The 11655-nt window shown below is 67.9% G+C and carries 11 protein-coding genes; 7 read left to right on the top strand and 4 right to left on the bottom strand.

Annotated elements, in window-relative coordinates; translation table 11 throughout:
- Positions 1-6 precede the first annotated feature (6 nt).
- From ABSY19_RS29200 to ABSY19_RS29175, 6 genes are all read left to right on the top strand, one after another.
- Positions 7-591, top strand: a complete 585-nt coding sequence (locus ABSY19_RS29200; protein ID WP_031942724.1) for a TrbM/KikA/MpfK family conjugal transfer protein — start codon at positions 7-9, stop codon at positions 589-591.
- Between the two features lie 13 nt (positions 592-604).
- Positions 605-1246, top strand: coding sequence for a transglycosylase SLT domain-containing protein (locus ABSY19_RS29195; RefSeq protein ID WP_001115727.1), 642 nt, complete (start codon positions 605-607; stop codon positions 1244-1246).
- Positions 1243-1509, top strand: a complete 267-nt coding sequence (locus tag ABSY19_RS29190) for a hypothetical protein (protein WP_378940799.1) — start codon at positions 1243-1245, stop codon at positions 1507-1509. Before ABSY19_RS29195 ends, ABSY19_RS29190 begins: the two co-directional genes overlap by 4 nt.
- Positions 1490-2221: a TraX family protein gene (locus tag ABSY19_RS29185; RefSeq protein WP_382164159.1), complete on the top strand. Its 732-nt coding sequence runs from the start codon at positions 1490-1492 to the stop codon at positions 2219-2221. Before ABSY19_RS29190 ends, ABSY19_RS29185 begins: the two co-directional genes overlap by 20 nt.
- Positions 2222-2236: 15 nt before the next feature.
- Positions 2237-2668 (top strand): OmpA family protein, encoded by a 432-nt coding sequence (locus tag ABSY19_RS29180; RefSeq protein WP_001665065.1) that lies wholly within the window; start codon positions 2237-2239, stop codon positions 2666-2668.
- Between the two features lie 154 nt (positions 2669-2822).
- Positions 2823-3497 (top strand): DNA adenine methylase, encoded by a 675-nt coding sequence (locus tag ABSY19_RS29175; protein WP_378940801.1) that lies wholly within the window; start codon positions 2823-2825, stop codon positions 3495-3497.
- Position 3498: 1 nt separating this feature from the next.
- On the opposite strand, the gene ABSY19_RS29170 is transcribed toward ABSY19_RS29175, so the two are convergent.
- On the bottom strand, positions 3499-4350 hold the full coding sequence (locus ABSY19_RS29170; RefSeq protein ID WP_372359797.1) for a recombinase family protein: 852 nt from the start codon (positions 4348-4350) through the stop codon (positions 3499-3501).
- Positions 4351-4470: 120 nt separating this feature from the next.
- On the opposite strand from ABSY19_RS29170, the gene ABSY19_RS29165 reads away from it, so the two are divergent.
- Complete coding sequence (locus ABSY19_RS29165; protein ID WP_382164157.1) at positions 4471-4791, top strand: hypothetical protein; 321 nt, start codon at positions 4471-4473, stop codon at positions 4789-4791.
- A 35-nt stretch (positions 4792-4826) separates the two neighbouring features.
- Here ABSY19_RS29165 and ABSY19_RS29160 read toward each other — a convergent pair whose 3' ends face one another.
- The 3 genes from ABSY19_RS29160 to ABSY19_RS29150 are packed head-to-tail and all read right to left on the bottom strand — an operon-like array spanning position 4827 to position 11651.
- A complete protein-coding gene (locus ABSY19_RS29160; RefSeq protein WP_378940803.1) occupies positions 4827-9173 on the bottom strand; it encodes a zincin-like metallopeptidase domain-containing protein in 4347 nt (1448 codons plus the stop codon).
- A 3-nt stretch (positions 9174-9176) separates the two neighbouring features.
- Positions 9177-9566, bottom strand: a complete 390-nt coding sequence (locus ABSY19_RS29155) for a protein TraD (protein ID WP_006122510.1) — start codon at positions 9564-9566, stop codon at positions 9177-9179.
- A gap of 21 nt (positions 9567-9587) precedes the next feature.
- Positions 9588-11651, bottom strand: a complete 2064-nt coding sequence (locus ABSY19_RS29150) for a DNA topoisomerase III (RefSeq protein ID WP_378940805.1) — start codon at positions 11649-11651, stop codon at positions 9588-9590.
- Between the last annotated feature and the right edge of the window lie 4 nt (positions 11652-11655).

Genomic DNA, 11655 nt, shown 5'->3' with positions numbered 1-11655 from the left:
CCAACCATGAAGAAGAAACTGTTTGCCCTGGCCGCCCTCGTGGCGGCCCTCGGATCGGCCGCCGGTACGGCCAGCGCGCAAGACGTGCTGACCGGCGACACGCGCCTGGCCTGCGAGGCGATCCTGTGCCTGTCGTCGGGCACGCGCCCGAGCGAATGCACGCCGTCGCTGTCGCGGTACTTCAACATCACGAAGCGCAAGCTCTCGGACACGATCCGCGCACGCGCGAACTTCCTCCAGCTCTGCCCGGTCGCCAACCAGACGCCGCAAATGCAGTCGCTCGTGTCGGCGATCTCGCAAGGTGCCGGCCGCTGCGATGCGCAGTCGCTGAACTCGACCATGCTGGTTTGGACGGGTGGCGATGACGGCCGCACGTACATCAGCAACCAGATGCCCGACTTCTGCGCGGCCTACACCGGCCACGCCTACACCGACTTCACCAGCAGCGGCACGCTGCCGCGCTATGTCGGAACGCCAGAGCGGGGCGGGTATTGGGTCGAAGCGCGCGACTATGACCGCGCCCTGGCCGAATACAACGAACGCATCCGGCGCGAGGACGAAGAGCGCCGCCGTCAGTCCTGGCTGAACTGAGGGAGGGGAGGGCATGCCGTTCTTCGCCGATCTGCCGCCGCAGCTCCAGGAGCGCGTCGTCTGCTCGATCTCGGCCGCCGTCAAGTACGAGGTGCCGGTCAACATCGTATTGGCCGTCGCCGAGAAAGAGGGCGGCAAGCCGGGCCAGTGGGTGCGCAACTCGAATGGCACGCATGACGTTGGCCCGATGCAGTTCAACACCGCGTACCTGGGCGACCTCGCCCGGTACGGCATCACGGCGAACGATGTGGCGGCCGCCGGCTGCTACTCGTTCGACCTGGCGGCCTGGCGGCTGCGGATGCACATCCGCAACGACAAGGGCGACCTCTGGACGAAGGCAGCGAACTACCACTCGCGCACGCCGCAGTACAACGCGGTATACCGGGCCGACTTGATGCGCAAGGCGTCGAAGTGGGCCGATTGGCTCGAAGCCCGGTTCGTCACGCTCGACGTGATGAAGGCCGGGGCCACGCCATCGACGCCCAGCCAGCCCGCGCCGGCCACGGTGGCCCAGCAAGCCACGCCGGCGGCCAAGCCGGCACCAGCACCCCAGCAGGCCGCTCCGGCGGTCGCAGCAGCTCGCAGCGTGACGGTGGCCGGCTACGTGCCCCGCACGGTGTCTTTCAGGATGAACGATCAAGAGGAAACGAAGTGACCTACAGCAATCTCATTCCGGCCACGGACTGGTTCTACGTCCACAAGCAACTGACCACGCAGGCCGGTGCGCCCCCGGTGGTCTATCACGTTGCCGCGTTCGCGCTCACCGAGGACGGCGAGGTGGTGGGCTTGATCCCCGTCGCCGAGGGCCGCAAGAACCCGCCGCGCCTGGTGCCGCCGCCGGCCGGCGTCGATGGCTTCTATCTGCACCGCGACCAGCTCAACGAGCAAGAGGCCGAGCTTGCACGCTCTACGCGCTAACGCCGCGCCGGCGCTGCCACGCCTGACCGTCGCCGATGGCACGGTCGAAGGCTTGAAGTGGCTCGCGCTGGCTCTCATGACCGGCGATCACGTCAACAAGTACCTGTTCAACGCGACGCTGCCGGTGCTGTTCGAGGCCGGCCGCGTCGCGCTCCCCCTTTTCGTGTTCGTCCTGGCCTACAACCTGGCGCGGCCGGGCACGCTCGAACGCGGTGTGTACGGCCGCACCACGTCGCGCCTGGCTGTGTTCGGCGCGCTGGCCTCGGTGCCCTTCGTGGCCCTCGGTGGCCTGTACGCCGGTTGGTGGCCGCTCAACGTGATGTTCACGCTGCTGGTCGTCACGGCCACGGCCTACCTGGTCGAACGTGGCGGCAAGCTGCACCTGGCGGCCGCCGGCGTCGCGTTCCTGGTCGGCGGAAGCTCGGTCGAATACTGGTGGCCGGCCGTGGCCTTCGGCCTGGCCGTGTGGTCGTACACGCGCCGGCCGAGCTGGGCCGCCGCGGCGGTCGCGGTGCTGGCCTGCGCGGCCCTGTGGTTCATCAATCGCAACCTGTGGGCCTTGGCGGCCCTGCCGGTGCTCTTCCTTGCCTCGCGTGTCGATGTGCGCGTGCCGCGCCTGCGCTGGGCCTTCTACGCCTATTACCCGCTGCACCTGGCCGCGCTCTGGTTGATCCGCATCCCCATGAGCAAGGCCGGCTACCTGTTCTTCTGATTGGAGTCCTGCCCCATGCGAAAACCCGTTCTTCTGGCCCTCTCTCTGGCGTTCCTGGTCAGCGCGCAAAGCGCCCTGGCCGCCGGCGACGCCGGCAACTTCGGGACGCCCATCAAGTCGGGCGTCTCGGTGTCCTTCCCCGACAGCAGCGCGACATTCCAGCCCACGCCCGAGGCGCTGGAGCTGCTGGCCGACGCCAGGAACGCGGCGATCATCTACATCAGCGGGCGCACCAGCACGCTACGGCCCAGCGCGGCCGACGAGGCCCTTGCGCTGCGCCGTGCGCTCTCTGCCAGGTCGTACCTGGTGGCGCGCGGCGTGTCGCCGCTCAAGATCATGGTGAACTTCGCGTCGGCCGCCGACTTCGTGGCCGACAACTCGACGGCCGAGGGCCGGCGCGAAAACCAGCGCGTGGACATTGAGGTGGTCTACATCCCCACCTACTGAGCGATCCGGCATCGCCATTCCTGGCGGTGCTGCAGGTCGCTCCAGCAGCGTCGCATCGTCGGCTCTGACGATGCAGGCCCGGCCGGCTTCTCTTGACAGCATCGCCATTTCTGACGATGCTGGCCAAGTCCCGATTTACTCCAGGAAGAAGGCCATGAGATACCCCGGCGGCAAGGGCGGTGCCGGCGTCTACCAGACGATCATCAACAACATCCCGCCTCACGACACGTACATCGAAACGCACCTGGGCGGCGGCAACATCCTGGAGCGCAAGCGGCCCGCTGCCCGCAGCGTCGGCATCGACGTTGATCCCGAGGTGATCGAGGTCTGGCAGCAGCTCGACGTGCCCGGCCTGGAGCTGCACCACGGCGACGCCGTGGCCTGGCTGGAGTCCCACCCGTTCACCGGCTCCGAGTTCGTCTACGTCGATCCGCCCTACGTGATGGACAGCCGGCGCGGCGGCAAGCTCTACCGCCACGAATACGACGACGCCGACCACGTGCGGCTGCTCGACGTGCTGGCCGGCCTGCCGTGCGCGGTGATGGTGTCGGGCTACAGCTCAACGATCTATGACAGCTCTCCCTTGGCGTCATGGAGAACCATCGACTTCAACGCGATGACGCGCGGCGGCATCGCTATTGAACGGCTCTGGATGAACTACCCCGAGCCGGCCGAGCTGCACGATCTGCGCTACCTCGGCAGCAACTTCCGCGAGCGTGAGCGCATCAAGCGGAAGAAAGCCCGCTGGCAAGCGAAGCTCGCCAAGCTCGATCCGCTGGAGCGGGCGGCGATCATGGAGTGCCTGCGCGAGCTGGAGGCGGCCGAGTAGGTCACGCCTGCGCCTGGTTGTGCAGCGCCCATACGCGCTTGACCTGGCTTTCACTACACCCGGCCAGCCTGGCCGTCTCTGGAATGCTGTGGCCTGCGGTGCGCAGCGCCACGATGCGTTCATGCACCTTTGTGTTGGCCTTGCGGCCGGTGTAGCGGCCGGCGTCCTTCGCCAGCTCTACGCCCTGCCGCTGACGCTCGCGGCGATCCTCGTAGTCGTCGCGGGCCATCTGCAACGCCAGCTTCAAAAGCATGTCCTGGATCGACTCCAGCACCACCTTTGCCACTCCCTTCGCCTCGGCGGCCAGGTCGGATAGATCGACCACGCCAGGGACAGCCAGACGCGCGCCCTGGGCGCGGATCGAGGCCACGAGGCGTTCGGCCTCGGGCAGCGGCAGGCGGCTGATGCGGTCGATCTTCTCCGCAACGACGACTTCACCGGGTTGCAGGTCGCCGATCATGCGCAGCAGCTCGGCGCGATCGGCGCGAGCGCCCGAAGCCTTCTCACGGTAGATGCCGGCGACGTAGAAGCCGGCGGCCCTGGTGCTCTCCACGATGGCGGCCTGCCTGGTCAAGTCCTGCTCGTCGGTGCTGACGCGCAAGTAGATGCGCGCGACCTTGAAGGCGACGCCGGCGGCCTGGTGCTCGGTCGGCGTCCGCATGATGCGGTCGGCACCTTCGACCAGGCCATCGCCGCCGACGCGCAGCGGCGGCGTCTTGGCGAGCGCCTGGCGAGCTGCGCGTGACTGGCGCGGCATGGCCGCGATCTGTGTTTCCTGGGCGGTGCGCGGCGTGATGATCGCGCTGCGCTTCGCCTTGGTCTTGCCTGGGAAGTAGCCGTTGCGGCTGGTCATGGGTTCCTCCGGTCATTTTGGGTATACGCAAAGTGTCCGGTCATGCTACCCCCGGCCAAAAAGACCGTCATGCGGTTTATCTTGGCCGGGTCGTTGTTGGCGGGTCTAAATGGCCGCTCCGTGGATCTCATCGCCAGAAATGGCGATGCGAGATCCAGGGCAGGGCGGCCGCCATCGTCAGACCTGGCGATGGTCGACGTCGGATGTGGCGATGCCAGCTCGAGGTCGGTGGCCACCGCCGGCGACCTGGTGCCATCGTCGGCAATGGCGATGCTGCAGCTCGACGTGCGCGGCCTGGTCGTCGCGGCATCGTCGGATGCGGCGATGCTCGAGCGAGGCGAAAAAAAAACCGCCTCGGGGTGTCCGAGGCGGCAAGTCTGCATGCGGTTCAGGGAGGAAGAAACCGCGCCGGCGATCAGGGAGGAAAACCGCGCGGCCTGATGTGCAGCTCGACCACTTTAGCCGGATTTTTCGACTTATCCGATGCGCGCGGCCCGCCGTGGGCGCTGCTCGATCTGCTGTTGCTTTTTCTCGACGTGCTTCTGCTCCTGGTGCTGCTGCTCGTCGCGCTGCACCTGGCTGATGGCCGCGCCGATCTGCCGCTTCACGCCCTCGATGCCCAGCTCGCTCTTGTGCGCCAGGTCGTTGAAGTCGGTGTGCTGCTTCATCGTGGACAGCGCCGCGATCTGCGCGCCGCTCAACATCGACGCCTTGAGCTTGGCGGCCTCGTCGCCGGCCAGCTCGACCTTGCCGGCGGCGGCGTCGGCAAGGCGCTGCTCGGCGCGGAGGTGGGTCTTGAAGCTGTCGGGCGTGATGGCGGGCAAGTCGCGCGGGTAGGTGTTCTCGGCCGGCGCGAAGATCGGGAAGATCGCCTTGCCGCCCACGGCCTGGGCGGCCGCCTCGGCCTTCTCCCGGCCTGGGTTGTTGCCGTGGGTCATGACCAGGTGCCGGTCGTCGTCGCCGGCGATGATGACCGGCTTGTCCGGGAACTTGGCGTGCAGCGCCTTCGCCACGGCCTCAAGGTTGCCGCTGTCGAAGGCGGCGACCGTGGCGTGGCCCACGGCCTCGGCCACCTGAGCCGCAGTGGCGTAGCCCTCGGAGATCACCAGCGCCGGCGCGGCGGCCAGGGCGTCCATGCCGCCGACAGGGTGAAAGCATCCTTCCTTCTTCGAGTCCTTGGCGAACCGCTTGGTGCCGTCCTCCTGGATGTACTGCATCGTCCATTGCTTGCCGTCTGCGTCGAAGGCCGGGATGTAGGTCTTCTGGCCTTCGCGGTCGGTCATCACGCCGGCCTGCGCCTGGATGCCCTTGGCTTGCAGATAGGGCGTCGGCTGCTCGATGGGCACGAGGTCGGCCATCTGCCGGCCGACGCGCTGCGCGGTGGCCTCCTGGGCCTTGTCCTGCTCGACGGCACGCTGTGCCAGCTTCTCGGCCGCCTCGGCCTGGAGCTTGGCCTTCTCCTGGTCGCTCAAGGCGTAGCCCTTGCTCTTCCAGGTAATGTCCGTGCCGGTCTTGTTGTTGATGATCCGCCCGGCCGGATGCCCGTCCAGGTGGCCCACGTAGAAGCCATCGAGCGCACCCTTCTTGCCGCCCTCGACCGGCACGCGGTGCCGCTTGCCGTCCATGATCGGGTGATCGCCCTGGGCGTTGCTGCCGGTGAACAGGCCGGCGCTGCGCATGGCCTCGGCGAACTCTTCCCTTGGCGTCATCGCTGGCCCTTGCTGGGCCTGCACGTTCTCGGGCTTCCAGCGTTCGAGCTTCGCCGCGTCGGCACGCGGGCCGACATACCAGGACTTCGCGGCCTTGTCCCAAAGCGCGCCGGCGGCCTTGGCGGCGTTGCGCTGCTCGTAGGGCACCGCCAGGTACTGGCGGGCCTGCTGCGCCTGCTGCGTGGGCTTCTGCGCCTCGCCCTGGGCTTCGGGTGCCGGCTGGGCCGAACGCGGTTCTACGGCCGCTGTAGCGGCTCCCTGCGCCCACTTGGCGAAGGGAGCGGCATCGGTGCCCGGCGGCACGTACCAGGACTGTTGTTGCCGATCCCAGCGCGCCCCGAGGCTCTTGGCCTCGTCCTTCTCCTTGTACGGCACGTTGATGTACTGCCGTTCGGGCTTCTCGCCCTGCGGCTGCGCCTGCTGCCGGTCGCGCTCCTGGCGCTCCAGCTCGGCCGCGCGGCGCTGCGCGTCGGTGTCGTTGAGCATGGCCGACGCCTCGGCGGTCTTGCGCGCCTCTTTAGCGGCTGAAATGTCCTCTTCGGTCGCATTGGGGTCGCGCCGTACACGCTCTTCCTGCACGCGGGCCAGCTTGGTGGCGCGCTCGTGCTGGTTGTCGGTGCCCAGCGCATCGACCAGGTGCAGGCGCTCGGCCAGCGCCTCGGCCTGGCCCTCGGTGCGGGTGCCGGCCACGAAGGCAAAGGCGTCCTCGCCGAACTGCGCATCGGCCTTGCGCGCGTACACCTGGAATGCCTGCGGCTCGATGCCGGCCTGGGTGGCATCTACGGTCTGGCCGTCCTGTTCGGCCACGCCGACGATGCGCAGCTCGCCGCTCCAGTCGGGCGGCAGCTCAACGCCAAGGTGTTGACGGGTCGCCTCGGCGAACGCCTGGCCGTCGATCTCGCCGGCGGCGAGCTGCCGGCGCGCGGCGGCGGCCTGCTCGATGCCCTGCACCGCGTCGGCAGGATGGGCGGCCAGCAGGGCGGCCGCCTGGTCGTTGGTCGGTGGGGTCATGTTCGCCTCCTGGTCTGCGACGGCCGCTTGCTGCTGGGTCAGCGCCGGCAGGGCCATCAACTGGTCGGGCGCGTAGTTGTTCAGCTCGTCCAGGCTGCGAACCTGGTGGGGTTCGCCGTCCTGGTCGTGGAACGCAAAGATGCGTTGGCCGTCGCTCCACCGGGCTTCGGCGTCGATGCCAGACACGATCTGTTCGCCGTGCTGCTGGAGCTGCTGCGCGAGGTGGAGCTGTTCCGCCATGTTGGCGAACTCTTGCGCCAGGCCCTTGCGCTCCAGGTAGGCGTTGTCGGTGTCGGTGTGGCTCGGGTCGATGCCGAACACCGGCGACAGCCGGTCATGCGCGACCGCGTAGAACTGCTCGGGATCGGTGCCGGTGATGCTGCCCACGGTTTCGAGGCCACGGCTGCGCAAGGCATCTTCCAGGGTGTCGCCCTGGAATGCCTGGTAGTGGCTGAAAGACACGTCCGGGTTGTCCAGGACTTCGGCAATGTCCACGGCCAGGGCCTGGGCCACGGCTTCGTCCTGGGCCTGGCTCTGCTGCTGGTCTTGCTCCTGAACCTGCTGCTGCTCGAAGGCCAGCACGTAGTCGTGAATCTTCTCGGCGTCGGCGGCCGCGCGGAACACCTCCAGCGGCTCGTCTTGCAGCGCCTTGATCCACGAACCCACATAGGCGGCGTGCTGGCCCGGATCGTGGCCGATGCCCAGCTCGTCGCCGACGATCATGGAAGCGATCTCGGCGCGCAGCTCTTCCTTGGCGTAACCCTCGCTTCCGAACGGGTGCGCCAGGTCGCGGTCAAGGCGCGAAGCGTGGCCCGTCCAGTGGCCCAGCTCGTGCAGCGCCGTCGCGTAGTAGCGGTCGGAGCTGGGGAACTGGCCGCGCTCCGGCAGGGTGATGCTGTCGGTCGATGGACGGTAGAACGCCCGATCCCCGGCGGCGTGCGTGATCGTCGCGCCCGAGGCTTTCAGGATGTGCTCGGCGCGCTCGACGGCGTTCCAGGTCTGTTCCTTCTTCGGCTGGAGCGGCGGTAGGCCGTCGATCTGCTCGCCATTGAACACGGTCGCAAAGAACACGCGCGGCCGCTCCAGCATGACGGTTTCCTTGACCGGCTGGCCCTTCGCATCGAGGACGGGCCGGCCGCTGTCGTCCAGCTTGTCTTGCTCTTCGCTGAACTTCCAGTATTGAACCGGCGTGCCTTTCTCGCCCTTGCGAACCTGCGCGCCCACGGCGGCCGCCTGCTTGTAGGTCATCCAGCGCGCATCGCTGCGGCCCTGGGCCATCAGGTGAATCGCGTTGATGCCCTTGTACCGCTTGCCGGTGGTCGGGTTCATCGGCAGGTAGGCGTTGGGTTCGCCCGGCTCCCACGGTTTTTGCCACGGTGCGGTGCCGGCCTTGAGCTGCTCGATCAGCTTTTCGGCCACGACTTCGTGAAACGGCTTCTTCGGCTCCATGTTCTCGTCCCTTCGGAATAGTTCGTTGAACTGAGGGAAGTTCTGCTGCGTCCGGGAACGGTCGCGCAGGCCCTGGGCGACCATGCACACGATGTTGTGCAGGTCGTCGGCCTGCATGGGCCGCACGCGGGCGATGCAGGTTTCCGTGAATGACTGTTGGCCGCGCTGCTGCACCTGGTCGGCGACCTGGTGCTGGCTCGGCTCGATGCCCTCGCAGTGCAGGGCAAACACTTCCTCGGCGCGCACGTCCAGGGACTGGCCGGCGTAGCGCCGATTCACGTCATCCCATAGCGGCTTGAGGGTGGGTTCGTTGCGGGCGGCCGCCAGGCCGTCCAGCAAGGCGCGCTTCTCGCCTGGCGCGAAGGTGTTGGCCCCGTAGTGGCCCAACACCTCGTGCCGCAGCGTCATCAGCAGGTCGCCGGCGCTCTCGACGTTCTGCAAGGGCACGTCCACGCGGCCACGGTAGGCGCGGCCGGCGTGCATCGTCTCCTTGGGCACGTAGCCGCCCTTCATGTCGGCCGGCACCTCGGCCGCACGCGGCCCGTACAGCTCGGCCGCGTCCTCGCGGAACTTGTAGGCCAGCTCCAGCGCGCCGGGGTAGTCGCGGACGAAAGCCCGCGTCACCCCTTGCGCCTCGGCTTTCGTGATCGGCATGGGTCAGCCCTCCGACGCCTTGCGCGCGGCGGCCTGGGCCACCGTCTCGCCGGGCCGCAGGTCGTACAGCTCGCGGGCGTTCGTGGTGGTGATGAACGGCGGGATGTCGGCGCTAGGGCCTTCGTCGTCCAGGAATGCCGGCTCCAGTGCGCCATCGACTTCCACCAGGTCGTCGCCGCTCGCGGCGGCGTCCTGCTCGGACAGCGCGTCCTCCACGAACGCGCCCACGCGCTCGGCTTCGTCGGGGTCGAACTCGACCTGGAAGCCGGGCGTCAGCGCGTCGGCCATCTTCTCGCGCACGGCCTCGCGGCCGGCGGCGTCGTCGTCAACCGGCGGCAGGACGGCCAGCGGCTCGTCATGGGCGGCGGTGTTGGTGGTGGTTTGCTCGTTCATGGTCGATCTCCTTCGCTGTGGTCATTCGGATGCCGGGCCGTTGCGGCCCTTGCTGTAGTCGGGCCGGCCCTTGAGGTCGGGGTAGGTCTGCTTGCACGTGGGGAAGTTGCTGCAACCCCACCAGAATTGCCCCTTCTTCTTGCTCGGCCGGCGCGACAAGCCGCTGCCGCAGGCCATGCACTTGTGAAGGGACGACACCGGCGCGGCTTCCTTGCCGCCGGCGATGGTCACGGCTCCGCTGTTGGCCTTCGCCACCTGGTCGCGGATGAACGTCTCTTGCTTCGTGATGAAGGCGTCCAGGGCGGCCGTGCCCTGCTCGACGCCTTTCAGCATCCGCTCGTAGAGCGCAGTCAGCACCGGGCTTTTCACAACCTCGGGCAGCGCGTCGATGACGCTGCGGCCGAGGGTCGTGCTGATGATCTGCTTGCCCTTGACGGCCAGGAACTCGCGCCGCTTCAACTCGGAAATGATCGACGCGCGGGTGGCGGACGTGCCGATGCCGTCGCCCTCGCGCAGCATCTTCTTGTGCTCGGCGTCGCTGACGAACTTGTGGATGTTCTCCATCGCGCGGATCAGCGTGCCCTCGGTGAAGCGCGCCGGCGGCTTCGTCTTGGCGTCCTTGCGGGTGGCGTCCGTGCAGGTCACGGCGTCGCCCTGGGCCATCGACGGCAGGGCCTGCGTGCCGCTGTCGTCGTCTTCGTCCTTCTCCGCTTCCTCGTCGGCCTGGCTGTACACGTCACGCCAGCCGTTGCGCGTGACTACCTTGCCGCTCGCCGCGAAGTTCTCGCCCGCGATCTCGACGCCCACCGTGGTCTGCATGTACTCGTGCAGCGGGTAGAACTGCGCCAGGTAGGCGCGCACGATCAGGTCGTAGATGTTGCGCTCGCGCTCGCTGAGGGCGGCTTTGTTGCCCTTCTGCATGGTCGGCACGATGCCGTGGTGCGCGGTGATCTTGGAGTCGTCCCACGTCTTGGACTTGATGCGCGGATCGGCCCCATCGACCAGGCCGGCCAGCTCGGGGTTGACGTGCTTGATCGCCTCCAGCACGCGCGGCGCGTCGGCGTGCTGCGACTCCGGCAGGTAGGCGCAGTCGGTGCGCGGGTACGAGGTCAGCTTGTGCGTCTCGTAGAGCGCCTGGCAGGTATTCAGCACGTCCTCGGCGCTGTAGCCAAACTTGGCCGAGGCCAGGGCCGTAATGTCGGACAGGGCGAAGGCCAACGGCTGGTTCTGCTTCTTGGCCTCCTGCTTGTACGCGGCGATGGTGCCCGGCTGGCCCTTGACGGCGGCCACCAGGGCGTCGGCGACGGCGGTATCGACAAGGCGGCCTTCGCTGTCCAGGCCGGCTTGATCCTCCTTCGCCTTCCATGCAGCGGTGAAGCTGCCGCCGGCGTGCTGCACCATCGCCCGGATGGTGTGGTACGGCACGGCCTTGAATGCCTCGATCTCACGGTCGCGGGCGACCACGAGGGCCAGCGTCGGCGTCTGCACGCGGCCCACGGTCAGCAGGGCGCGCGAGCCGCCGCGCTGCGCGCGCAGCGTGTACGCGCGGCTGAGGTTCATGCCGATCAGCCAGTCGGCGCGCTGCCGCCCGCGTGCGGCGTCTGCCCAGCCGGCATACGTGGTGTTCTCTTTCAACGCGGCCAGGCCCCGCTTGACGGAAACGGAGTCTTGCGCGCTCACCCAAAAGCGGCGCACCGGCTTGCTGTTGCGGAAGTGCTCCAGCACTTCGTCAACCAGCAACTGGCCTTCACGGTCAGGGTCGCCGGCGTTGACGATCTCCTTGGCCTCCTTGAGTAGCTTGCCGATCACGGCGAGCTGCTTCTTCGCGTCGTCCTTGGGCTTGAGAATCCAGCTCTCGGGAATGATGGGCAGCTCATCGACGCGCCAAACCTTCTTGCCGGACTGGCCGCGCGGCACGTCATCGGGCGTGTACTCGTCGGGGTCGGCCTGTTCGAGCATGTGCCCAAAGCACCAGGTCACTTTGTCGGTTCCGCACTCGATGAAGCCGTCTCCCTTGCCGGTCGCGCCCAGCTCGCCGGCGATGGCCTTGGCGACGGACGGCTTTTCTGCGATGAAAAGGCGCATGGTG

The organism is Hydrogenophaga sp. ANAO-22, from assembly GCF_042466645.1.
GTDB lineage: Bacteria > Pseudomonadota > Gammaproteobacteria > Burkholderiales > Burkholderiaceae_C > Hydrogenophaga.
Note: the sequence above shows the minus strand (reverse complement) of the source record. Positions and strands in the feature narration are given on the sequence as shown.

Excerpts from the sequence above, each read along its gene's own strand:
- ABSY19_RS29200 (WP_031942724.1), top strand. The coding sequence starts at position 7 with ATGAAGAAGAAACTGTTTGCCCTGGCCGCCCTCGTGGCGGCCCTCGGA.
- ABSY19_RS29195 (WP_001115727.1), top strand. The coding sequence starts at position 605 with ATGCCGTTCTTCGCCGATCTGCCGCCGCAGCTCCAGGAGCGCGTCGTC.
- ABSY19_RS29180 (WP_001665065.1), top strand. The coding sequence starts at position 2,237 with ATGCGAAAACCCGTTCTTCTGGCCCTCTCTCTGGCGTTCCTGGTCAGC.
- ABSY19_RS29175 (WP_378940801.1), top strand. The coding sequence starts at position 2,823 with ATGAGATACCCCGGCGGCAAGGGCGGTGCCGGCGTCTACCAGACGATC.
- ABSY19_RS29170 (WP_372359797.1), bottom strand. The coding sequence starts at position 4,350 with ATGACCAGCCGCAACGGCTACTTCCCAGGCAAGACCAAGGCGAAGCGC.
- ABSY19_RS29160 (WP_378940803.1), bottom strand. The coding sequence starts at position 9,173 with ATGCCGATCACGAAAGCCGAGGCGCAAGGGGTGACGCGGGCTTTCGTC.
- ABSY19_RS29155 (WP_006122510.1), bottom strand. The coding sequence starts at position 9,566 with ATGAACGAGCAAACCACCACCAACACCGCCGCCCATGACGAGCCGCTG.
- ABSY19_RS29150 (WP_378940805.1), bottom strand. The coding sequence starts at position 11,651 with ATGCGCCTTTTCATCGCAGAAAAGCCGTCCGTCGCCAAGGCCATCGCC.